The organism is Streptococcus hepaticus (genome assembly GCF_043656315.1).
Lineage (GTDB): Bacteria > Bacillota > Bacilli > Lactobacillales > Streptococcaceae > Streptococcus > Streptococcus hepaticus.
Genome location: NZ_JBINIY010000001.1, coordinates 252,466 through 274,288, shown reverse-complemented (window position 1 = coordinate 274,288; position 21,823 = coordinate 252,466). Strand labels below are relative to the sequence as shown.

The following is a 21,823-nucleotide window of genomic DNA, read 5'->3' as shown; positions in this document are numbered from 1 at the left end:
AGCTTGCCACCCTCTTCTTTTAGATTGACTTATTTGCTAATTTTGCTGTTGGCATCTTCATCAATTTGTTTCAACGCTTTTGCCAAATCAGCTTCAGTAGCCCCTTTCTTGAAAGCATCTGAGATGAAGTTCCCATATGAACCAACAAGAGTTGTCAAGTTTGTGCCATCTTGCCATGCAATAGCATACTCAATCGCATCCTGGTGAACTTGGAGGCGTGGGTTGTCAGCCAGGAATTTTGAACCATCTGCTACGTCTGGACGAGTCGCAAGGGTACCAACTCCTTCTGTCCAAATAGACATACCTTCTTTACCAGATACGAATTGGATCCATTTGTCAGCCAATTTTTTAGAATCTGTATCTTTGTACTCACCCCAACCAACTGTGAATTCCATTGTTTTTTGTTCGCCAAGGAAGCTCATGTTTGGAATAATGTCAAAGTTCAAGTCTTTGTATTGTTCTTGGAAAACTTTGTAGTTCCAGTTTCCAGAGAGGGCAAGGGCGAATTTACCAGTACCAAAACCAGCACCTTCATCGCCGGCACCAATTTGTTGAGGTGTTACAACTGCACCAGTATTGTAGAGGTCAAGAGCAATCTTCAAGTTCTTAGCAATTTTTTCATTTGAAACGTTGATTGTACCATCTTCTGCGATTGGTTCTTGTCCGTCAGCAACGATGAATTGCCAGTTACGAGCCAAGTCAGCATTGAAGTTCATAAGGTAAACATTGCCTGCACCATAAGCTGCATCAATTTTCGCTTGTGCTGCTGGAGCCCATTTCACGAAATCTTCGTATGATGTTGGTACATCTGCCACGTTCAAGCCAGCTTTTTCAAAGATATCTTTGTTGACATAGAGTGCCAAAGTCGATACGTCTTTTGGAGCTGCATAGATTTTACCATCTGTTTCAAAGGCTTTTGCGATTGTTGAGTAAAAATCATCTTTATTGATGACTTTTGAAAGGTCATTCAAGACACCTTCTTTTTGCAAGTATGGGTAGAAGCTTGAGTCGATGTAGAATACGTCTGGGGCTGTACCACCCGCAAGGTCAGTTGGCAATTGAGTTGTGATATCTGTGTAGACTTTTGACTCAATTTTCACACCATTGTCTTTTTCAAATTGCTTGATCAATTTGTTAAGAGCCGCATTTTCAGTATCACTACCTTTCCAGTAGCCAATTGTCAATGTTTTGTCGTCTGAAGATTTTGATGAGCCTGATGAACAAGCTACCAAAGTTGCTGCTGTCAATACTACTGCACCTGCAGTTACGACTTTTTTCCAAGTTTTCATAAAAAATCCTCCTAGATTTTATAAATTAATGATTAACGAATCTGTAAATTGGTAGACTTGACCTTTTGAAAGGAATTCTACGGCTGGGCCTTGACCTTTTGTCAAGATAACTTTTTCTTGGTCTACTTTAACTGTTATTTCTTGACCTTGATAGTCAAAGCCAAATGTCAAACTAGTCCATTCTGCTGGCAAGTGAGGTTCGATGCGCAATTGACCATTGACGATACGAACACCACCATAACCAAAGACAACCATTTGCCAAATTCCACCGAGACTAGCAGCGTGAATACCTGGGTCTGATGACTTCATGTACTCACCCATGTCAATATTGCTGGCTTGTTTGAAGAAATCATAAGACTTATCTAGTTTCCCAAGGTCAGCTGACAAGATTGCGTGAGTGGAAAGGCTGAGTGAACTATCGTGTGTTGTTTTTGGTTCGTAGTAATCAAAGTTTTTCTCTTTGAGTTCTTTTTCAAAGAGTCCTTCGAACAAGAGGAGCAACAAGAGTACATCTGCTTGTTTGGTGATTTGCATCTGGTTGACTTGTTCCAAGTTGTAATCATGGAAGAGTGAGTCAACGCCGTCAGCTTCCTTGTACTTGGTCAAGTCAAGTAGCGCCTTACTCAAATAGCTATCATCCTGAGGAATAATGCCTTCTTCAGTTGGCTGTGGCAAGAGAATCTTCGCTGATTTTTCTTTCAAAGTTGCTACCAATTCAGGCAAATCAAATTTCTCTGCTAATTTCGCATAAACGGCTGGTTTGCTTGTTGCCAATTCTTCAATCAAATTGGTTACATAGACCATATTCCAGTGGGCAGTATAGTTGGTATAGCTATTGTTGTTAACGTGTTCCTTATACTCATCTGGACCGATTACATCGCGAATTTCGTAGTAGTCCTGCTCTGCATTGTACTCCAAGCGACTAGCCCAGAATTTTGCAGTATCCACAAGAATTTCATATCCTTTTTCGTCGGCGAATTCTTGGTCTCCTGTTACATCCAAGTATTGCTTGACACCAAAAGCCACGTCTGAAGTGATATGTTGTTCGATAAAGCCTGACCAGATTTTAGTTGCTTGACCGGTCACAATATCAGCTGCTCCCCAAACTGGTGTTACTTCACCGTCTGTAGGCCAAGCCGCTTCCCATGGATATTGGGCACCGACATAACCATTGCTTTCTGCTTTTTTGTGAGCTCCATCAAGACCAAGGTAGCGGTAGGTCACCAATTTCTTAGCAATTTCAGGGTGAGTAAAGCTGAAATATGGCAACATGAAGATTTCTGTATCCCAGAAAGTATGTCCTTTGTAGCCTTCACCTGACATGCCTTTGGCACCGATATTCATGCGTTCATCGTGGGCTGGAGTCATGACATGCAAGTGGTATTGGGCAAATCGAATCGCCAACTGGTCACGGTAATCTGAACTTTCAATAGTGATTGGATGCTTGTCCCAGATTTTCTGCCATTCTTGCGCAGATTCTTCTAAAAGTTGTTCAAATGTCAAAGCTTCCAAGTCTGTCAATTCAGCAACCGCAAGCTGACGAATAGCCGCCACTTCTGTATTTTCTAAGTCATTGTCAATGGATGTATAAATAGAAGAACGTTTTTCAAAGCTCGTTGCTATTTGTCCTGCTAAGCTAAATGCGTAATTCATCATGAAACCACGACGAGTTGTCTCAGGGCGAAACTCTGTCAACTCTACACCTGCAAACTTATGTTCAGCTGTCTGGACAAATTGAATCTTGCTTTGTGTGGTCACAGGCATCATTTGGATGTAACGCCCTTCCATCAAACCTTTTTCACCATCAGTAAAATGTTGGCTTCCTTCGTTTGATAGCTGACCGTTGATTCCTGATCGGACTTTGACCTTCAATTCCTTATCTGTCAAGTTTTCTAAGGTCACTTGGCTAGCAAAGAAATGACGACGAGCTTTTGAAACAAATCGACGGAAGGTAAATTTGACTTTAACATCTTCTTTTTCCCAGATAAACTGACGTGTCAATTCGCCCGTTTTTAAGTTCAGTGTTTTAACATAGTCACTCACTTGACCTTGGATCAGGGATAATTTTTGTCCATTTAATAAGAAATTCATCCCCAACATATCTGGTACATTTGGTAATTCCGTCACTTCATTTTCATCGAAAGCATTAAAAGTACCAGCTACGAAGGTATCGCGGACTTCACCAACGTAAGACTCTTCTTCGCTACTACGAGCAGCCAGATAGCCATTTCCGAGGACCATGATACTTTCTGTCTTTCCAAGGAAATTTTCATTGAATCCTCGTTGTTGAATTTGCCAGAGATTATCTGGACTGTAGTGCATTAAGGTTGACATTCTTTTTTCTACTCCTTATCAAAATAATATTGATTTCTAAAGATTAGCACAATAAAACCAAAGAGAAACAATCCCAGTGCCAAGAAAAATGGAAGCTGGAAAAACAAACTAGTGATACAAAAGCTACCACCTATCACACCATATAGCAGGAAAGGTTTTTTAATACCATATTCATCTCTACAATACCAAGCAATCATTCGAACAATGACGATAATGGCTAGAAAGGATAGGAGTAAAGGAACTGTCTTAATGCTTTCCAAGAACAATCACCTCACTTTTCCCAATCACATCATGCAAAAACTTTCCCTGACGAACATAAACAAGGACTGAAATCAGCATAAAGGCAAGACCACCATAGGGAATCAGATAAAGCAGTTTTGCTGCTTCTCGCTGTCCCATCTCAGCTGCTGACTTAGTCACTGGTGTCACCGCCAGACCTGCAAAATATTTTCCCAAAGTCTGCCCTTCAAAATAAAGGCATGCTAAGGTATTGTAAAGGACGAAGAGGATATGAACCAACCAAACCTCACTTGCATTTTTACCTTGAAATAAAATGACCAGCAAAAACTCAAATGGCAAATAGATTATCATCATATCAATCAGACTAGCTAAAATTCGTTGTAGAAATAAGAGTTTTTTCATTTCGAAACCTTTCTAAAACGTTTTAGTTAACTGTATTTTACTGCAAGCGCATTCATTTGTCAAGAAAAAAAGCGCAAGAAAAATAAATTTCTTACACTACTTAAATTTTTGCGCTCTCACGTACTATGATTTCATAAGGGAGTAAGCGATGAGTGACCTCATCCTCTTCAATCTGATGCAACAAATCTTTGACTGCCTGACGAGACATCCGTTCGATATCCTGCCGAACCGTTGTCAAACTCGGAGTAACATAGCTTGCCAAGACCATATCATCAAAACCAACCACAGCTGGTGAAATTTCTAAATTTCTTTGCCGTAAGGCTTTCAGCACACCAATTGCCATTAAGTCACTCGCAGCAAAAATAGCATCAACGTTTGCCACATCCTCCATTTGGCAGATATATTGGAAGGCCTCCTCCTCTGAGAAATGTGCATAAACAACTTGGGGATTTCTTACTTTCGAACGATAGCCAGCTTCCCGTTTCTGTGATACTTCATCCTGTTTGGTTCCATTCAAAAAAAGAATATTCTCATGCCCCGCCTGCATCAATCGTTCCGTCACCTCTGCTGCAGCTTGTTCATTGTCAATAGAAATGGTCGAAATGCCACCATTTCCTACTTGAAGATCAATGGCTACAGTTGGTAAGGTAAAGGTTGCTAATTCTTGATAATAAGGATCAGTTGTCTTCAGTCCTTGAATTAAAAGGCCAGAAATACTATGTTCTGCACAGAACTGTTTAAGAGACTTTTCCTTTTGCTTTTTAGTCGTCGTTCCATAAAATACAAACTCATAATCTGTCTCGTCCAGATAATGGCTAACACCACTCAAAATCTCAAAGGGCATAGTCACCCCTTTTTCCACCTTCAACTCACTCAGAATCAAGGCAATAATTTTTTTATGCTTACTGGATAACTTTCTCGCAGCTTGGTTGGGTATATATTCTAACTTTTTAGCAGCATCTAAGACTTTTTGTCTCGTTTCTTCGCCAATATCCCCATAGTTATTAAAAACCTTTGAGACTGCGCTGACAGATACGCCTGCTTCTTTGGCGACATCTTTTATCGTTGCATTTTTTCCTAATGCCATAAAAAGCTTCCCTCCCATTTTTTCTTTTTACACATTTTACTACAAACGTTTTCATGTGTCTAGAAACATTTTGCTTTTTCCAAAAAGAAAACACCGTTTCACAACGATGTCTTCAAGGAGATTATGAAAAATATTTAGGATTGATATTAGTATAACCTCTACAAATAAATTTTTCATCGGTCTTGAGGCTGATTTATTTTTTTAAGCTCGACTCACAAGCACGGAAAGTTTGTTCCATGAGCATAGTAATGGTCATAGGCCCTACACCGCCAGGTACTGGGGTAATGTAACTAGCATGTGCTTCTATATCCGCAAAATCCACATCTCCACAAAGTTTGCCATTTTCATCGCGGTTCATGCCTACGTCAATGACAACTGCACCTTCTTTGACAAATTCTTTGGTGACAAATTTTGCACGACCAATCGCTACCACCAGAATATCCGCTTGGCGAGCGACTTCAGCTAGATGTTCAGTACGCGAATGGGCAATGGTCACTGTTGCATTAGCATCCATCAGAAGCTGAGCCATGGGTTTTCCGACAATGTTCGAGCGACCAATTACCACGGCCTTCTTACCTGCAAGATCAATCTTGTATTCCTTGAACATTTCCATGATACCAGCTGGTGTTGAAGGAATCATGACAGCATGACCAGACCACAGTTTCCCCATATTCATCGGGTGGAAACCGTCCACATCCTTTTCTGGCGCAATAGCAAGGAGCACTTTTTCCTCATCAATGTGAGTTGGAAGAGGTAGTTGCACCAAAATCCCATGCCAGCTATCGTCCGCATTGTAGTTGGCAATCATATCCAATAATTCGGCTTCCGAAATGCTTTCTGCTACACGCACAACTTGGCTACGGAATCCTGCTGCCAAGGCTGATCGTTCCTTGTTACGCACATAAACTTGGCTGGCTGGATTTTCCCCCACCAAGATAACCACCAAACCTGGAACCTGACCTGTTTCCGCCTCTAATCTTGCTGTTTTTTCTGCCAAGTCAGCCTGCATTTTAGCCGCCAAAGCTTTCCCATCAATAAGAACCATATCCACCTCACCTTTTTCTTTCTATTGTACCAAAAACAAAGGCAAATCCACACTATCTGCTCATTTTTTTCAAATAAGTGAGCTGAAAAAGGTAAAAAACGAATGTTAGGAGGGAAGAAACTAGGATATATTTGCTAATTTCAATCCATGAAAGTAACATCGAGCCAGAAGCAGCATTATTTAACAATAAAACGAATTTTGAAAAGCTAAACAAATAAGCTAGTGCAGGAAACTGACTCTGTCCAACAGCCATTATCCCGATAAATCCTAAAAATAAGGCTACAAAACTAGGAGCTGCAAAGGAATGAATTCTCAGGGACAAATACGACTGCAAACTGATAAGTGGCAGGATAAATAGTGTCGTTAGCAAGGCAATGCTAAGTAGAGAGATCGGATACGTACTATCAAATTTTAATACGAGTCCCACAATACTATAACAAGCAAAGAGAAGTAATTGTGCCACAAAAACAAGACCAGTCGCTACTAGCATTTTCGTCCCAATCATTTTCCCGTGAGAGTAAGTAGATAAGAGCATGAGTTTCAAGCCATTTTTTCGGTGTTCATTGTGCCAAATAAAGGCTAGGACCAAACCAACCAAGGCCGGAAAAAAGAACATACCATAAAATAAATAAACCTGTGTAAAAAGACTCAGCCATTGATGTGTCAATACCTGGCGATTTCCTAGATAATTTGCTGTTCCAAATAGCATTGATAAGAGAGGTAAGAGCAAGATGGGAAGCCATAGTTTAGAACGGCGTAGTTTCATCAGTTCGAGAGAGAGACTAGACATATTCATTTCCTTTCTTTCCTTTTACAATCAACATAGCAAATACTACCAACAAGGCTAAGCTTGCCAAATAGGGATAGAGTGAAACTTCGCGAAGTTGATAAACAAAGTGCCCACCCACCCTATTAGGATTCAAATTCATCAGTAAACCATACCAAGAATAAGGACTAAAATGGTAAAGTCCTGCTGGTACAAACAGTAAAATAATACTCACCAAAGACCCAATCAGCGCAATCGATAGACTAATCAGTTGATTACTGAAGTAGAGCGAAAAGAAAAAATGCATCATCAATACTGCCATTGAAACCAAAAGTGTCCCCAACTGGACTCCTATAAATCTCTCCCAAGGCATATCCTCGAGTAACCCTTTCACATGCAACAAGAGACCGAGTAACAGGGCGTTAGAAATCTGCAGGAGACAAACTTTTCCAAAAATATAGGCAAATTTTGTTGCAATAATGGTAGAAAATCGCAATCCTGTCACTTGCAGCATCTTCCACATCTGATGACGGTTTTCTAACTGAATGCTCATACTGGCTAAACTAGCTAAAAAAATCGGTAGCAAAATGACATGATAAAGACTAGCTGCGTCTACTGTCAACAAAATAGCTTGTTCCGGAGCGACCTGATTGCCTTGTCGTGAAAAAAGTTGAACACCACACAGTAAGAATTCCAAAAAAGCAAATAAAGCAAGCAATAAAAACAGATGTTTTCCTTTGTATTTGCTTTTTTCAATCTGACTTAATTTCATATCCCCTCCTATAGATGACTATCTTTTGTAAAATCTAAGAATAACTCTTCCAAGCTTTTTTCTTGTTCATTGACACGATAAATCTGAATGCCTGCTTTCATTAATTTTTCCAGATACTGTGCAACTACTTCATCTGGTTGGTAAGACAAGAGCAAGCCATTTTCTGTCACTTCTCCCATATCTAACAAGTCACTCGCTAAGGGATTATCCGAAGTTCTCAGGAAAATCCGTCCTCCATGTCGGTGTTTGAACTGTTCAACCGTTCCTTGATAAAGTAGCTTCCCTTTCCCAACAATCCCAATCTGGGTCACCATTTTTTCAATCTCATCCAAGGCATGAGAGGAAATCATAACCGTTGTTTGAAAGCGTTCTGGTAAACTTCGGATCAAGCGACGAATTTCTTCACGCGCTTGCGGATCCAGACCATTTGTCGGCTCATCTAAAATGACAAACTCTGGTCTTCCCATGATCGCCATCGCAATTCCTAAACGTTGCTTCATTCCAAGTGAATAATGCTTCACCAACTTATTTTTGTGTTCTAATAATCCAACAATAGCAAGTACCTCATCTACATCTTGAGGGGATAGACCTTTCAAACGTTGTAAAATCTGTAGATTTTCAAGACCACTTAGATTATCGTAATATGCTGGCTCTTCAATCATACAGCCTATTTTTTTAACTAGACTTGCCCTATTTTTCTCAATCATGGGCAAACCTGCAATCTCAATTTGTCCCTCCGATACTTGTAACAGACCGCAAACCATCTTCATTATAGTTGATTTTCCAGCACCATTTGGGCCTATTAAGCCATAGATTTGCCCTTTTTCTATAGATAATTCTTCAATCGCAACGACTTCTTGCTTGCCAAATCTCCGCTTAACATGTTTTAATGCAATAACTGTTTCCATAGTGAAACCTCCTTTTCGCTATCCAGTATACTGCCTCTACTTTATCTCTCCGTGATGCCCTCCTTAATTCTCCCTTAATTTTTTTCAAATCGGTTCATGTACCATCTCCTTTATGATATACTGATAAAAAATTAGGGAGGGAAACATGATACTGACGAACCGGAAAATTTTGATTGTGGATGACACCTTAGAGATTCTCGATATGATCAAAGAAAGTCTCACCATTGCTGGGTTTGAAAATATTCTTACTGCTAAAAATCAAACAGAGGCCCTTGCTCTTTTAGACAGTGAACAAATCGAACTAGCCGTCTTAGATATCATGTTGCCTGACGGATCTGGATTTGAGATTCTCCGATATATCCGCCAAACTTCTCAACTTCCTGTCTTATTTTTGTCTGCCATTTCAGATATTGAAAAACAATACCAAGGCTTCGAACTAGGAGCTGACGACTATCTTGTTAAACCATTTCGTCCCAAAGAACTTGAACTGCGGATTCGCTCGATTCTAAGACGTGCCTATCCCGAAGAATTGACCACTTTGCAACTCAGCCACTGTATTATTGATTTTGAAAGGGCCCTTGTTCTTAGAGAAAATAAGGAAATTTCCCTCACTGCAAAAGAATACAACCTGCTAAAATTACTGACCGATAACGCCAATAAAATTTTGAGTTTTGAACAAATCCTCAGCAGGGTCTGGGGTGAAAATTTTCAAGGTTATGAAAATACACTGATGGCTCACATCCGAAAGATTCGTCAAAAGATTGAAGAGAACCCCTCCCAGCCTCAACACCTACTGACCGTGAAAGGACTTGGCTACCAGCTCCGCACTCATCTATGAATACGATTAAATATTTCTCAAAAACCCTCCTCCAATACTTTCTAACCCTCCTTAGCCTCGTCACCATTGCCATCATACTCTTTATTGCAGGCTTCTATTTTTTGTTCCAAAGTGATATGAACTCACAAAATTCCCCGTCAAGTCTTTATAAAGAAATCACACAAACTGGGCAAATTCTTGTGACAGATACGATCAAACACCAACTGGATAAAGAAGATATTTGGATGATGAGCCTAAACCAAGACGGAGAGATTGAAACTTCCTACAAACTACCTCAAAAAATTCAGCGCACCTATAGTCGATCGGATCTTGTTCGTTTTAGCCGTTGGTACCTAGAAGACTATCCTGTTTATACCTATGTTGTAGGGGAAAAGATTCTAGTCCTTGGCTTCCCAAAGAATTCCTACATTAAGATTTCAGGCAGTTTTCAAACTTCAGCCTTCCTAAAACTTACCTATCTCTCTTTAGGAATCATTGGCATCCTTCTCTTTACCTACTTCCTATTTTTCTGGAGAAGTCGCTTAGCTCTAAAAAGAGAAATCGAGCCGATTACACAAGCCCTCACGCAATTACCTCAAGAGAGTTTCCTTCAGTTAAATGAAGCCGGTAACCTTAGTGAAATCAAAACAGCCCTAAACCAATCCAGCCAACTTCTCCAACAAACACGAGATATGCAAAGCCATTGGATTCGCGGTATCAGCCATGACCTGCGTAGCCCACTCACATTAATAGCAGGCTATACTGAACAGCTCGAACAGTTGCATGGCACTAACAAACAAACCCAACAAATTCATCAAGCTATTCACCAAATGACCGATATCATTTCTAATCTAAATCTTCTCTATCTCCTTGATAGCCACGAAATGAAAAAAGAACTAAGTTCATTAGACATCACACGATTGATACGGCAAGTATCCGTTGATTTTTTAAATCACCACCAAGAAATCACCTTAGAAGTTGTTCTCCCTAAACAACCCATTTTCGTCACTGGAAACGCTAGCTTATTAACACGCGCTATCATGAATTGTTTGAATAATGCTATCCGCCACAACCTTGATCCAATTATTCGATTGCAGCTGGAAGAATCAGATCAAACATGCCGGATTATCCTCCAAGATAATGGCTCCATTACTCCTGAAAAAGTTATCGAATTAGAAAATAAAGACCGTAACTACAGCAACCACGGTATGGGAACGATTATTACCAAGCAAATCATGCTTTTACACCAAGGAAATTGTCAATTTCATTACCTACATCCTGGGCTGGAGGTTGTTCTTACTTTACCAACAGATACAAAGGACTAACAGTTTAGTCCTTTCTTTTCTGACTTTATTACTCTTAAAGTATCTAAACCCGAATTATCTTGCATTTTATTATATGCTCGTTTCGCTTTTCACCTCTATCCTTGCTCTTTTTTCACATATTCGGTATAATATCATGCGGATTATGATTCTATAGAAAAGGATGAAAGAGATGTACTCGAAACGAGTTTATTTTATTATTGGCTTTATGCTCTTTGCGCTCTTTTTTGGCGCAGCAAATTTGATTTATCCAGCTTATCTGGGGCTTTACGCTGGACAACATATTTGGACAGCTATTTTAGGTTTTTGTATTACAGGTGTTTCCTTGCCACTTTTAGGTGTCATGGCAGTCGCTTCGTCTGGTGTGGATGATTTGGAAAGTCTGGCGCAACCTATTTCAAAATGGTATGCCATTGTTTTTACAGCCATTCTCTCACTGGCAGTCGGTCCTTTTTTTGCAATTCCAAGAACTGGGGCAACGTCATTTGCCATCGGAATTGCGCCTGTACTCGGACATAGCTGGCCTGTCAAATTAGGCTACGCCTTGCTCTTTTTCGGTCTTGCCTACCTTCTGTCCGTTTATCCTGGCAAATTAGCAGAAAATATCGGAAAATACCTGACACCAAGTTTAATCTTGATCATCACCATCTTGATTGGTGCCTCCTTTCTTCATCCAGCTGGAAATTTGGGAAGGCCTTACAATGCTGGAAAATCTATCAACCTAGCCTTTGCTTCCCACCCTTTTATCGCAGGACTCATTCAAGGCTATGGGACAATGGATGCCTTGGCTTCTCTGATTTTTGCATCACTGGTTATCGAAGCCAATAAGATTTTTGGTATCACAAAAAGAAAAGAAATCACAAAAGTGACTCTGATTTCCGGTCTCATCGCGATTGGATTGCTAGCTTTTATTTATGTTTTCATCGGTCGCATCGGTGCCACTTCCCAATCCCTCTTCTTTATGAAGGTGGGACTCTTTACCTACAACGGTGATCCAGTCAATGGGGGACAAATTCTCAGCCATACTGCAAGATTTTTCTTAGGAAATATTGGCCAAGCCTGCTTGGGAGTTGCTATTTTCTTAGCTTGTCTCACAACTGCAACAGGATTAATCACTTCTAGTTCTTCTTACTTCCACAAAATTTTTCCTAGATTGTCACAAGTAAGATGGACACAAATTTTTACACTCCTATCAGCAAGTTTTTACTTTGGTGGTTTGGATGTCATCATCCGTTGGTCAACACCTGTTCTCTATCTTTTTTACCCCCTAACCATTACCTTGATTTTTCTGGTGCTAAGTCGAAAACTCTACCACAATCATCCTTTGGTTTATCGAACAACTATTTTCTTTACGCTCTTCCCAGCTCTCTATGACGCGACTGAAAGCCTAGCTGAGCTCACCTACCTCTTCCAAATGCCCCAGACACTTAGCCATTTCTTCCGTGACACTATTCCTTTCGGTGCCTACTCCTTGGGATGGATTTGCTTTAGCGTGACTGGCTACCTCATCGGGTTCATCGTATTACAATTTCAAACCAGCAAAAAAGGATAGCGCAAACTATCCTTTTTTTGATTACAAAACTTTCGATAAGAAATCCTTGGTCCGTTCTTCACGAGTGTGTTCAAAGACTTGCTCTGGTGTCCCTTCTTCGACAATGTAGCCACCGTCCATGAAGATAACACGGTCTGCCACTTCACGTGCAAAGCCCATTTCATGGGTTACAATCACCATAGTCATCCCTGACTTCGCCAAATCTTGCATAACAGCCAGTACTTCGCCAACCATCTCTGGGTCAAGCGCTGAAGTGGGCTCATCAAAAAGGAGAACATCTGGATCCATAGCCAGACCACGCGCGATAGCAATCCGTTGCTGCTGACCACCAGACAGACTCTGAGGGTAGGCGTCAGCCTTGTCTGGCAAGCCAACTGTTTCTAACAATTCACGCGCCTTAGCTTCTGCTTCAAACTTAGCAATCCCCTTTGTTTTGATAGGTGACAAAGTAATATTTTTCAAAACCGTCATGTTTGGAAAGAGGTTAAATTGTTGGAAAACCATGCCCATCTTTTCCCGCATTTTGAAAATATCATTGGATTTGTCCGTAATATCGACACCCTCAAAAGTAACCGTTCCCTTGGTAGGTACTTCCAGCAAATTCATGGTGCGTAAGAAAGTAGATTTACCAGAACCAGAAGGGCCAATAATCACGACCACTTCCCCCTGTTGAATGTCTAGGTCAATCCCTTTCAGAACTTCATTATCTCCATAATATTTGTGTAAATCTTTGATTGAAATAATGGCATCAGACATGTTGAGCTCCTTTGTTCAAAATTCTTTCAAATACTTGCATAATCAAGGTTAAAATACTTGTCATAATCAAGTAATAAAAGGCTGCAAAAATCAGTGGTGTCAATGGAATGTAAGAGGTTGACTGAACTGTCTGCGCACCATTCCACAACTCCATCACCCCGATAGTAGACAAGAGCGAACTGTCTTTGACAATGGTGATAAATTCATTTCCCAAAGCCGGTAAAATATTTTTCAGCGCCTGAGGCATGATAACGTAGCGCATAGCTTGCTTAGGACGAATACCTAGAGAGTAAGCAGCTTCTAACTGCCCCTTTGGCACCGCATTGATCCCTGCACGAACCGTCTCAGAAACATAAGCACCTGAGTTCATGGAAATGATGATAATCCCTGGCAACAAACGTGACAAATCAACGGATAAAATACCAAGTTTAAAAGAAGGCGCAGCAATGTGCATCATAGCAAATGCAATCATAATCTGTACCACCATTGGGGTTCCACGGAAAATCCAGATATAGATATTGCAAAACCAGACTAAAGGCTTGAACTTGCTTCGTTGACCAAATGCCAAGAGAATCCCCAATACGCTTCCAAAGAAGACAACACAGGCAGCAATAATGAGCGTAACAACTGCACCATAATTATAATAATCCAAATATTTTGGTAAAAACGAAAAATTCATTTCTTATCCTATCTTTTCTAAAATAAATATTACTATAACACAAGCAGAATAATTATTCAATTACTTTGATATAAATATTCATTTTCAAACATAAAAAAAAGCACCTGCGTGCTTCTTTTTAATACAACAACTCATAAATTTCCATGGCGATAAGGTCGATGCTGTCGAAGGTATAAGTTTCACGAGCAGCAACATCGCGCAAGGTAAATACAGAGCCATTTTCTTCGTCGTGACTGAAAGCAACCTCAGCAACCACAACGCCATCACGTTCAAAGTTACGTTTCAATGTGCCACCGTCAGTAGCCATTGCTTCCAATCGACTGATAATTCTCACCAAATGTGATTCCATGTCAATTCTCCTATTTCTTTATATACATGTATTCTACCATACTTTCCTTGAAAAGTCTTACAATATTCTTGAAAGTCTCGTTTTTTTACAGGAAAATTCTCTCTCAATCATAGCAGATTCTTGCATTTTAAGTAAATCTTGTTATAATAAAACTGTATTTGACCTTTATTGACTATTGATAAAATACACAAGTTTGAAAGAAAGAAGAATGCCTATGTTATGCCAAAATTGCCACATGAACGACGCAACCATTCATCTCTATACTAACCTTAACGGAAAACAACAGCAAGTGGATCTCTGCCACAATTGTTACCAGATTATGAAGACAGATCCAAACAATGCCATTTTGAAAGGACTGGGAGATTTCCATAATCCAAATGATATGGATCCTTTCAGCGAGTTTTTTAATAATATTGGAGGCATTACAGGACGTACGCCAGCCGGAAATCCAAATTACGGGAAAACACCACCAACCCAAGCAGGACAAAACAGAGGCGGTAATATTCCACCTCAAAGACCGCAGGAACCTCAGCAGCCTAATGGTCTTCTGGAAGAATTTGGGATTAACGTGACCGATATTGCTCGCCGTGGAGACATTGACCCTGTCATCGGCCGTGACGAAGAAATCACACGCGTGATTGAAATCCTCAACCGTCGCACCAAAAACAATCCTGTCCTCATCGGAGAACCTGGTGTCGGTAAAACAGCCGTTGTCGAAGGACTAGCTCAAAAAATTGTTGACGGCGCTGTTCCACAAAAACTACAAGGTAAGGAAGTCATCCGCCTTGATGTGGTCAGCCTGGTGCAAGGAACCGGTATCCGTGGACAATTTGAAGAGCGGATGCAAAAGCTCATGGAAGAAATTCGCAATCGTCGTGAAGTCATTCTCTTCATTGACGAAATCCATGAAATCGTAGGGGCCGGCTCTGCTGGTGATGGAAATATGGACGCTGGAAATATTCTCAAACCAGCCCTTGCCCGTGGCGAACTCCAATTGGTCGGCGCAACCACTCTCAACGAATACCGCATTATCGAAAAAGATGCAGCTCTTGAACGCCGCATGCAACCAGTCAAGGTGGAGGAACCAAGTGTGGACGAGACCATCACCATTCTAAAAGGCTTGCAAAACAAATACCAAGACTACCACCATGTTCGCTATACTGATGAGGCGATTGAAGCGGCTGCAGTTCTTTCCAACCGCTATATCCAAGATCGCTTCCTGCCTGATAAGGCCATTGACTTGCTAGATGAATCTGGGTCAAAAATGAATCTGACTCTCAACTTCGTTGATCCAAAAGAAATTGACAAACGCTTGATTGATGCTGAAAATCGCAAAGCGCAAGCAACTCAAGATGAAGATTTTGAAAAGGCTGCCTACTACCGTGACCAAATTGCCAAATACAAGGAAATGCAGAAAACCAGCCTTAGTGAAGAGGATATTCCTCTGATTACTGAAAAAGAAATCGAAGCCATTATCGAGCAGAAAACCAATATTCCTGTTGGTGATTTGAAGGAAAAAGAACAAACTCAACTCATCCATCTAGCAAGTGACCTCAAGGCTCATGTCATCGGTCAAGATGAGGCTGTAGATAAGATTGCCAAAGCCATTCGTCGCAACCGTGTCGGACTTGGAAGTCCAAATCGTCCTATCGGTAGCTTCCTCTTTGTCGGTCCAACTGGTGTCGGTAAAACAGAACTTTCTAAGCAGTTAGCAATCGAGCTCTTTGGCTCAGCTGATAGTATGATTCGATTCGACATGTCCGAATACATGGAAAAACACGCTGTCGCCAAGCTGGTTGGTGCGCCTCCAGGTTATGTCGGCTATGAAGAAGCTGGGCAATTGACTGAAAAAGTTCGCCGTAATCCTTATTCTCTCATCTTGCTTGACGAGGTTGAAAAGGCACATCCAGATGTCATGCACATGTTCTTACAAGTCCTTGATGATGGTCGATTGACAGATGGTCAAGGTCGAACAGTCAGCTTCAAAGATACCATTATCATCATGACCTCAAATGCAGGTACTGGTAAGGTTGAGGCTTCCGTTGGTTTTGGTGCTGCACTGGAAAATCGTAGCCAGTCTGTCTTAGGACAACTTGGCAACTTCTTCAGTCCTGAATTTATGAACCGTTTTGACGGTATCATTGAATTCCAAGCCCTTAGCAAAGCTAACCTTCTTAAGATTGTCAGCCTCATGCTTGATGATGTCAATAAACGCTTGTCAAGCAACGGTATCAGCCTTCATGTCACCGATAAGGTCAAGGAAAAATTAGTTGACTTGGGCTATGATCCAAAAATGGGTGCCCGTCCATTGCGTCGTACCATTCAAGACCAAATCGAAGACGCCATTACAGATTTCTACTTGGAAAATCCAAACGAGAAAAATCTACGTGCCGTCATGACATCAAGCGGTAATATCCAAATCAAAGCTGCTACAAAAGCATAGAAAAAACAGACCGCGGTCTGTTTTTTCTATTTCTTTAATAAGTTGAGTCTTTCCATTCCACATGACAATCGAAAATTTGTTGATTTTCCACCTGAGCATGTCCTTCAATTTCATCAATTAAAATGCGCGCTGCTTCTTGGCCTTCTTCAAAAGCTGGTTGCACAATAGTAGAAACTGTTGGAGAAGAAAAATCTGTCCACTCTAAATTGTCAAAGCCGATAAGTCCTACTCGTGGCATATCTAGTTTCAAGTGCTTCATAGCTGACAAAACGGTTGGTAAGGCCCAGCAATTTGGCGCGAATACCAAGGTCTTCTGATCCGCTGGAACCGTCTCTGCTAAAAATTGCTGAATATCTTTTTCCATATCTGGGCCATTATCAATGACCAAACTATCGTAATCGTGACCACTTTCTGTCAAAGCATCCACAAAACCCGAGGCCCGTTCAATTCGCGTACTAAGTAGGCTGGTATCTGCTGTCACCATAATAAATTTTTCATAGCCTTTTGCAATACTGGCCTGCACCATATCATAGACAGCATCATAATTATTGGTTTTCACCCAATTTGTCTTGTGCTCATAGAGTTGACTATCAAAGAAGACCATGTGTTTTTGCTTATCCTCAATAATTCGGCTGTACTTACGGAAGTTAGAAGTCGGCTGAATAATAAATCCTTCTACTCCCATATTGAGCATATTTTCAATATATTGATCTTCATTTTTTGAATCGTAATTACTATTGCCAATCAAGACTTGATAGCCTTTTTTCTGGGTCACATTTTCAATCCCTTTGACAATTTGATTAGAGAAGGTGTTAGTGATATCTCCTATCAAAACACCAATCAACTTACTATTTTTAGAATTGAGGCTGCGCGCCACCATACTTGGTCGATAGCCCGTTTCCTCCACTACTGCCTGAATTCGCTCTCGTGTTTCGTCGGACATTTTATCAAAGCGTTTATTCAAGTAGAAAGATACCGTTGTCTTAGACGTCCCTGCCAATTTGGCAATATCCGTAATCGTGATTTTCTTTCCCATATCCGCACACCTCCTTTGTTAGCGAATTCTTCCTTTTATTATATCACGTAAAAAAACTTTTTTCAGAAAAAACTATGTATTTGAGACAAAAATGGGATGAACAATTCTGTCCATCCCAAAGCGACATGTATAGATTAGGCAAGGATTCCCAACCAGCTACCGATAATACCGATGACAACTGTCAAGAGTACCAACCAGTAAGTGTTCCATTTTTTGTTTTTAATCAAATAGAACATCAAGGCCGTGTAAAGAACTGGTAGGAGTGCTGGTGCGATTTTGTCCAACATACCTTGGATTGTCACGATTTTTTGTGCTGCACCTGCTGCTTCAACTGAAGGTTTAAAGGTGAATGGGATTGTCAATTTCACTTGTGTTGCTGCCAAGCTTGAGATAACTGTTACACCGACAATGTTGGCTACACGAGATACTACTGCCATTTGTTCACTGAGTTTTTCAATGAAGCTTGTACCAAGTTTGAAACCGTAAAGACCAGTCGCCAATTTGATACCTGTCAAGATGGCATTCATGCAGACGAAGAATAGGATTGGCCCCAAGATAGAGCCGTCTGTAGCAAGTGAAGCGGCAATAGTTGAGAAGAGTGGTGCCAAACAGAATTGTGAAAGTGAATCACCGATACCTGCAAGTGGTCCCATGAGGGCCATTTTGATACCACGGATTTCTTCTTCTGGACGGTCATTATCTAACATTGCCAAATGCAAGCTAGTGATGAATGGCAAGAAGTGTGGGTTTGTGTTGTAGAATTCTGTATTGTCATCCAAGGCTTTGCAAAGTGCTTCTTTGTCGGCGCCATAGTATTTCTTCAATGCTGGATAAACAACGTTGGCATAACCAAGACCTTGGTAGTTGCTGTAGTTGAAACCGTTTTGGAGGAAGAAGGCGCGGAGCGCTGTAATAACGTAATCACGTTTTGCTAATTTTTTAGATCCAGTCATCTTGGTCATCTCCTTCTGCTTTCGTGTCTGTGCTTGCCATAGCTGGTTTTCTGTAAACATCAATAAGAGCAAAGATTGTAGCGATAATAGCAACACCGATTGTTGGAACACCTGTTACAGAACCTGCTGATACAGCTGTCAATACGCCATCTGCATTTGGTACGGATGTCAATACTGGCAAACCGAAGTAAACTGCGAGTACATAACCAAGAAGAACATAAGGAATAAGGTCTTTCTTAGCCATAACTGAGAGAATCATTGCAAAACCAATTGCTGGAAGCATTTTACCTGCCAATGTCAAACCATTAATCAATACTGGTGGAATCAAGGCAAAGAGGCTAGTCAACATATCCGTTGAAAGGGCACCAATCAAACCAAGTACAAAACCGATTACTGCAAATGCCCAAACTGTACCATTTGCTGCAAACTTGAAGCTAGCAAGATTGCCATTTTTAAGTGATTTTTTAGCAATACCAGGTGCACCAGCGAAGGCTGTATAAGCAAATGTTTGCAAGAATTGAATACCGACTGCAATTGGAACAGTCAAGGCAAGAGCTGCTTCTGGAGTCACTGCTTTAGCAGTTCCAGCAGTTGTGATTGCCATAAGTGTACCGAAGATACCAGGACCTATTGGGTTTGGTGGTACAGTACCGCCGGCACCAACACCGAATCCCATGTAAGCCAATTCAGAGATAGCTCCGACTGCAAGGGCTGTAGGAATATCACCAAGGATGATTCCGACACCAAACGACAAGATGATACAACGGTTAGTGTAGATTCCTAGCAACATACCGCTGAAACAGAAGGCTGTCCACAAACCGATTAAGACAGCTTGCATGATATTGATATCCATAATTTTCTCCTTTATTTATGAATGGTAGTTAACAATATTAAATATAGTCGAGGATGTTGACTTCAATAGCACCATCATTTCCTTGCGGAGTTGTTTTGGTATTAAAGACTACACCATGATCTTGACTCAATTTGCGGATAGCTTCTTTGTCTTCCGCACCAAGGAAGATGGAACGAGTGACCTGTTCTTTTCCTTCTGCATTGTGGATATTACCGATATTGAGTTCTTTGATTGGCACGCCACCTTCCACCAAGCGAAGGGCATCCTGCACATCTTTCACAACGATAAAGATCGTTTGTGCTGGATTGGCTTTGTGAATAATGTCAATCACTTTTTGTACACTGAAGAAACGCATAGCGATTGAATCTGGTACAACTGTTTTCATCAATGTTTGTTGAATTTTATCCTCAGAAACTGCATCGTTGGCAACGATAACCGTATTACATGAGAGGAATTTCACCCAAAGTTGTCCTTGTCCATGAATCAAACGTTCATCGACACGTGTCATTACAATATTTGGTGCTGTCATAAGAGACCTCCTAAATTTTTCTATAAACTTTTTATATTACCAATACAATTCCCAGTCTTTGTAGAATCGGGTGAGGGCTTCTAGGTAGTAGTAATCTCCCCAGATATTACCTTCGTCAACGCCTTTTCCTGAATGCCATGAATAAACACCGTGCAAGAGAAGAGGACGACCTTCTACAAATTCATCATTAGTATAATTTTCAATTAAGCTACGAAGCATAGCATGCATGGCATACTTGTAAGTCAACTTGTCTTCATCAACTTCTGGCAAGTACTTTAACATTTCGTGGATACCACAAACTGCTGTTGCTGTTGCTGATGTGTCGCGAGCATGACCTGAGCCATCTCCGAAAATCAAATCCCAGTAAGATACCTTATCTTCAGGAAGACGGTTCAAGAAGTAGTTGGTCATTCCTTTGAAGAGATCGATTTGCTGCTCATCTTTCATTTTACGGTAGCTTAGTGGAATACCGTAAACACCCCAAGCCTGACCGCGAGCCCATGCTGAATCATCGCTGTAACCTTGACGGGTTACCCCTTTAACTGGCTCACCAGTTTCTGGGTCAAAGTAGAACGTGTGAAAGGCTGACGCATCATCACGAACAACGTTGTTAGCTGAAGCGTAGAAATGATTTTCAGCAATCTCTTTATATTTGACATCCCCAGTTTGCTCATAAGCAAAGAAGAGCAGTTGGATGTTAAGCAAGCAGTCTATAATCAAACGGTAGTGATCTTTATGACCAAGTTCACCCCAGGCTTGAATGAAGCCACCTTTTTCTTGGTAACGTTCAATCAATTTGTCAGCTGCTTTAATAGAGGCTTCCAAGGCTTTTTCATCACCATTGATACGATACTCAGCCATACATGATGGTGTGTAAAGGAAACCTAGGTCATGGTGATCAAGTTCAACGCGGTTATTAACACGATCAAGGAATGATAGCACATTTTTGTGGGCCAATTCTTTGATCTGTTCATCTCCCTTGTACTCGTAAGCCAACCAAAGGCATCCTGTCCAGAAAGCATTGGTCCACTCAGTGTTATCCATGACTTTGTAGATGTTGTCAAAAGTTGCTGGTGTTGGGTAATCTTCACCAAAGTAACCCATGTTGACGTAAACCTGTTTAAGCGCTTTTTCAATAGCTGCTTCAACTTCTGCTTTGGTCAACAATTTGGTATCCAAGAAGCGCTCTGGGCGTTCAATGGTTTCAATGTTTACTTTTTTAATCGTTGGCATTAGATACCTCCCTCGAAGTCATCTTCGTCGTCATCGCTTGCAAGGCTAGCAAAGTCTGCGATACCTTTGTGACAAGAATCTAACACTTTCTCTACCAACTGACCTAAATCAGCTGCGATTACCCGAGAGAAGACAGCTTCTAATAACATTGCCAAGTTGAGTCCTGAAAGAACTCGAATATTTTTGTCTGCGTATTCCACTGATAAGGTTGATGAAACGTTAAATGGTGTACCACCAAGCAGGTCTGTCAAGATGAGAACATCCTGTGCGTCAACCAATTCTGTACAAACTGCTGCTTTAACTTGATTAGAAGACATACCTGATACGAAGTCAATTCCGACGACATCTTCTTGTTTCCCTGCAATCAATTCGAGGGAGCTCAAGATACCTGTTGAGAAGTTCCCATGAGCTACGACAATTACTTTTACCATTCCTTACTCCTTAAGTTTACCGGTTTA

At 40.9% G+C, this 21,823-nt stretch carries 21 protein-coding genes; 4 read left to right on the top strand and 17 right to left on the bottom strand.

Annotated features, from left to right (window positions below; genetic code table 11):
• Positions 1 to 29: 29 nt before the first annotated feature.
• The 8 genes from ACHUFA_RS01495 to ACHUFA_RS01460 all read right to left on the bottom strand — a co-directional run bounded on the left by ACHUFA_RS01495 (position 30) and on the right by ACHUFA_RS01460 (position 8,843).
• Positions 30 to 1,289: an ABC transporter substrate-binding protein gene (locus tag ACHUFA_RS01495; RefSeq protein WP_222346908.1), complete on the bottom strand. Its 1,260-nt coding sequence runs from the start codon at positions 1,287 to 1,289 to the stop codon at positions 30 to 32.
• 18 nt (positions 1,290 to 1,307) lie between these two features.
• Positions 1,308 to 3,623, bottom strand: a complete 2,316-nt coding sequence (locus ACHUFA_RS01490) for a glycoside hydrolase family 65 protein (RefSeq protein WP_394404705.1) — start codon at positions 3,621 to 3,623, stop codon at positions 1,308 to 1,310.
• 246 nt (positions 3,624 to 3,869) lie between these two features.
• Complete coding sequence (locus tag ACHUFA_RS01485; protein ID WP_222346912.1) at positions 3,870 to 4,265, bottom strand: RDD family protein; 396 nt, start codon at positions 4,263 to 4,265, stop codon at positions 3,870 to 3,872.
• A gap of 100 nt (positions 4,266 to 4,365) precedes the next feature.
• Positions 4,366 to 5,352, bottom strand: coding sequence for a LacI family DNA-binding transcriptional regulator (locus ACHUFA_RS01480; RefSeq protein ID WP_394404704.1), 987 nt, complete (start codon positions 5,350 to 5,352; stop codon positions 4,366 to 4,368).
• Positions 5,353 to 5,545: 193 nt separating this feature from the next.
• Positions 5,546 to 6,397: a bifunctional methylenetetrahydrofolate dehydrogenase/methenyltetrahydrofolate cyclohydrolase gene (locus ACHUFA_RS01475; RefSeq protein ID WP_394404703.1), complete on the bottom strand. Its 852-nt coding sequence runs from the start codon at positions 6,395 to 6,397 to the stop codon at positions 5,546 to 5,548.
• Between the two features lie 52 nt (positions 6,398 to 6,449).
• Positions 6,450 to 7,187 carry an ABC transporter permease gene (locus ACHUFA_RS01470; RefSeq protein ID WP_222346918.1) on the bottom strand — a complete coding sequence of 246 codons (738 nt, stop codon included), beginning with the start codon at positions 7,185 to 7,187 and terminating at the stop codon, positions 6,450 to 6,452.
• Positions 7,180 to 7,935, bottom strand: coding sequence for an ABC transporter permease (locus tag ACHUFA_RS01465; RefSeq protein ID WP_394404702.1), 756 nt, complete (start codon positions 7,933 to 7,935; stop codon positions 7,180 to 7,182). The genes ACHUFA_RS01470 and ACHUFA_RS01465 overlap by 8 nt, the downstream gene beginning before the upstream one ends.
• A gap of 8 nt (positions 7,936 to 7,943) precedes the next feature.
• Positions 7,944 to 8,843 carry an ABC transporter ATP-binding protein gene (locus tag ACHUFA_RS01460; RefSeq protein ID WP_394404701.1) on the bottom strand — a complete coding sequence of 300 codons (900 nt, stop codon included), beginning with the start codon at positions 8,841 to 8,843 and terminating at the stop codon, positions 7,944 to 7,946.
• Positions 8,844 to 8,988: 145 nt separating this feature from the next.
• Here ACHUFA_RS01460 and ACHUFA_RS01455 point away from each other — a divergent pair, with 145 nt between their 5' ends.
• The 3 genes from ACHUFA_RS01455 to brnQ all read left to right on the top strand — a co-directional run bounded on the left by ACHUFA_RS01455 (position 8,989) and on the right by brnQ (position 12,534).
• Positions 8,989 to 9,681 carry a response regulator transcription factor gene (locus ACHUFA_RS01455; protein WP_394404700.1) on the top strand — a complete coding sequence of 231 codons (693 nt, stop codon included), beginning with the start codon at positions 8,989 to 8,991 and terminating at the stop codon, positions 9,679 to 9,681.
• On the top strand, positions 9,678 to 10,985 hold the full coding sequence (locus ACHUFA_RS01450) for a sensor histidine kinase (RefSeq protein ID WP_394404699.1): 1,308 nt from the start codon (positions 9,678 to 9,680) through the stop codon (positions 10,983 to 10,985). The genes ACHUFA_RS01455 and ACHUFA_RS01450 overlap by 4 nt, the downstream gene beginning before the upstream one ends.
• Positions 10,986 to 11,154: 169 nt before the next feature.
• Positions 11,155 to 12,534, top strand: a complete 1,380-nt coding sequence (gene brnQ / locus ACHUFA_RS01445; protein ID WP_394404698.1) for a branched-chain amino acid transport system II carrier protein — start codon at positions 11,155 to 11,157, stop codon at positions 12,532 to 12,534.
• Positions 12,535 to 12,555: 21 nt separating this feature from the next.
• On the opposite strand, the gene ACHUFA_RS01440 is transcribed toward brnQ, so the two are convergent.
• The 3 genes from ACHUFA_RS01440 to ACHUFA_RS01430 form a co-directional block, all read right to left on the bottom strand.
• On the bottom strand, positions 12,556 to 13,290 hold the full coding sequence (locus ACHUFA_RS01440) for an amino acid ABC transporter ATP-binding protein (RefSeq protein ID WP_394404697.1): 735 nt from the start codon (positions 13,288 to 13,290) through the stop codon (positions 12,556 to 12,558).
• Complete coding sequence (locus ACHUFA_RS01435; protein WP_394404696.1) at positions 13,283 to 13,969, bottom strand: amino acid ABC transporter permease; 687 nt, start codon at positions 13,967 to 13,969, stop codon at positions 13,283 to 13,285. Before ACHUFA_RS01435 ends, ACHUFA_RS01440 begins: the two co-directional genes overlap by 8 nt.
• Positions 13,970 to 14,087: 118 nt before the next feature.
• On the bottom strand, positions 14,088 to 14,318 hold the full coding sequence (locus ACHUFA_RS01430; protein WP_222346934.1) for a DUF1797 family protein: 231 nt from the start codon (positions 14,316 to 14,318) through the stop codon (positions 14,088 to 14,090).
• Between the two features lie 214 nt (positions 14,319 to 14,532).
• Here ACHUFA_RS01430 and ACHUFA_RS01425 point away from each other — a divergent pair, with 214 nt between their 5' ends.
• Positions 14,533 to 16,761, top strand: coding sequence for an ATP-dependent Clp protease ATP-binding subunit (locus ACHUFA_RS01425; protein WP_394404695.1), 2,229 nt, complete (start codon positions 14,533 to 14,535; stop codon positions 16,759 to 16,761).
• A gap of 34 nt (positions 16,762 to 16,795) precedes the next feature.
• Here the strand turns inward: ACHUFA_RS01425 and ACHUFA_RS01420 are convergent, their stop codons facing one another.
• The 6 genes from ACHUFA_RS01420 to ACHUFA_RS01395 form a co-directional block, all read right to left on the bottom strand.
• Positions 16,796 to 17,797 carry a LacI family DNA-binding transcriptional regulator gene (locus ACHUFA_RS01420; protein WP_222346937.1) on the bottom strand — a complete coding sequence of 334 codons (1,002 nt, stop codon included), beginning with the start codon at positions 17,795 to 17,797 and terminating at the stop codon, positions 16,796 to 16,798.
• A 134-nt stretch (positions 17,798 to 17,931) separates the two neighbouring features.
• The gene (locus ACHUFA_RS01415; RefSeq protein ID WP_394404694.1) at positions 17,932 to 18,750 is read right to left on the bottom strand and encodes a PTS system mannose/fructose/sorbose family transporter subunit IID; all 819 of its coding nucleotides are present in this window, start codon (positions 18,748 to 18,750) and stop codon (positions 17,932 to 17,934) included.
• Positions 18,737 to 19,603: a PTS mannose/fructose/sorbose/N-acetylgalactosamine transporter subunit IIC gene (locus ACHUFA_RS01410; RefSeq protein ID WP_394404693.1), complete on the bottom strand. Its 867-nt coding sequence runs from the start codon at positions 19,601 to 19,603 to the stop codon at positions 18,737 to 18,739. Before ACHUFA_RS01410 ends, ACHUFA_RS01415 begins: the two co-directional genes overlap by 14 nt.
• 37 nt (positions 19,604 to 19,640) lie before the next feature.
• Positions 19,641 to 20,132 (bottom strand): PTS sugar transporter subunit IIB, encoded by a 492-nt coding sequence (locus tag ACHUFA_RS01405; RefSeq protein ID WP_222346943.1) that lies wholly within the window; start codon positions 20,130 to 20,132, stop codon positions 19,641 to 19,643.
• Between the two features lie 36 nt (positions 20,133 to 20,168).
• Positions 20,169 to 21,365, bottom strand: coding sequence for a glycoside hydrolase family 88 protein (locus ACHUFA_RS01400; protein ID WP_394404692.1), 1,197 nt, complete (start codon positions 21,363 to 21,365; stop codon positions 20,169 to 20,171).
• Positions 21,365 to 21,796, bottom strand: coding sequence for a PTS sugar transporter subunit IIA domain-containing protein (locus ACHUFA_RS01395; protein ID WP_394404691.1), 432 nt, complete (start codon positions 21,794 to 21,796; stop codon positions 21,365 to 21,367). The genes ACHUFA_RS01400 and ACHUFA_RS01395 overlap by 1 nt, the downstream gene beginning before the upstream one ends.
• Positions 21,797 to 21,823 lie beyond the last annotated feature (27 nt).

What these genes read in the sequence shown, in the direction of transcription:
- ACHUFA_RS01495 (WP_222346908.1), bottom strand. Translation starts at nt 1,289, where the DNA reads ATGAAAACTTGGAAAAAAGTCGTAACTGCAGGTGCAGTAGTATTGACA.
- ACHUFA_RS01490 (WP_394404705.1), bottom strand. Translation starts at nt 3,623, where the DNA reads ATGTCAACCTTAATGCACTACAGTCCAGATAATCTCTGGCAAATTCAA.
- ACHUFA_RS01485 (WP_222346912.1), bottom strand. Translation starts at nt 4,265, where the DNA reads ATGAAAAAACTCTTATTTCTACAACGAATTTTAGCTAGTCTGATTGAT.
- ACHUFA_RS01480 (WP_394404704.1), bottom strand. Translation starts at nt 5,352, where the DNA reads ATGGCATTAGGAAAAAATGCAACGATAAAAGATGTCGCCAAAGAAGCA.
- ACHUFA_RS01475 (WP_394404703.1), bottom strand. Translation starts at nt 6,397, where the DNA reads ATGGTTCTTATTGATGGGAAAGCTTTGGCGGCTAAAATGCAGGCTGAC.
- ACHUFA_RS01470 (WP_222346918.1), bottom strand. Translation starts at nt 7,187, where the DNA reads ATGTCTAGTCTCTCTCTCGAACTGATGAAACTACGCCGTTCTAAACTA.
- ACHUFA_RS01465 (WP_394404702.1), bottom strand. Translation starts at nt 7,935, where the DNA reads ATGAAATTAAGTCAGATTGAAAAAAGCAAATACAAAGGAAAACATCTG.
- ACHUFA_RS01460 (WP_394404701.1), bottom strand. Translation starts at nt 8,843, where the DNA reads ATGGAAACAGTTATTGCATTAAAACATGTTAAGCGGAGATTTGGCAAG.
- ACHUFA_RS01455 (WP_394404700.1), top strand. Translation starts at nt 8,989, where the DNA reads ATGATACTGACGAACCGGAAAATTTTGATTGTGGATGACACCTTAGAG.
- ACHUFA_RS01450 (WP_394404699.1), top strand. Translation starts at nt 9,678, where the DNA reads ATGAATACGATTAAATATTTCTCAAAAACCCTCCTCCAATACTTTCTA.
- brnQ (WP_394404698.1), top strand. Translation starts at nt 11,155, where the DNA reads ATGTACTCGAAACGAGTTTATTTTATTATTGGCTTTATGCTCTTTGCG.
- ACHUFA_RS01440 (WP_394404697.1), bottom strand. Translation starts at nt 13,290, where the DNA reads ATGTCTGATGCCATTATTTCAATCAAAGATTTACACAAATATTATGGA.
- ACHUFA_RS01435 (WP_394404696.1), bottom strand. Translation starts at nt 13,969, where the DNA reads ATGAATTTTTCGTTTTTACCAAAATATTTGGATTATTATAATTATGGT.
- ACHUFA_RS01430 (WP_222346934.1), bottom strand. Translation starts at nt 14,318, where the DNA reads ATGGAATCACATTTGGTGAGAATTATCAGTCGATTGGAAGCAATGGCT.
- ACHUFA_RS01425 (WP_394404695.1), top strand. Translation starts at nt 14,533, where the DNA reads ATGTTATGCCAAAATTGCCACATGAACGACGCAACCATTCATCTCTAT.
- ACHUFA_RS01420 (WP_222346937.1), bottom strand. Translation starts at nt 17,797, where the DNA reads ATGGGAAAGAAAATCACGATTACGGATATTGCCAAATTGGCAGGGACG.
- ACHUFA_RS01415 (WP_394404694.1), bottom strand. Translation starts at nt 18,750, where the DNA reads ATGACTGGATCTAAAAAATTAGCAAAACGTGATTACGTTATTACAGCG.
- ACHUFA_RS01410 (WP_394404693.1), bottom strand. Translation starts at nt 19,603, where the DNA reads ATGGATATCAATATCATGCAAGCTGTCTTAATCGGTTTGTGGACAGCC.
- ACHUFA_RS01405 (WP_222346943.1), bottom strand. Translation starts at nt 20,132, where the DNA reads ATGACAGCACCAAATATTGTAATGACACGTGTCGATGAACGTTTGATT.
- ACHUFA_RS01400 (WP_394404692.1), bottom strand. Translation starts at nt 21,365, where the DNA reads ATGCCAACGATTAAAAAAGTAAACATTGAAACCATTGAACGCCCAGAG.
- ACHUFA_RS01395 (WP_394404691.1), bottom strand. Translation starts at nt 21,796, where the DNA reads ATGGTAAAAGTAATTGTCGTAGCTCATGGGAACTTCTCAACAGGTATC.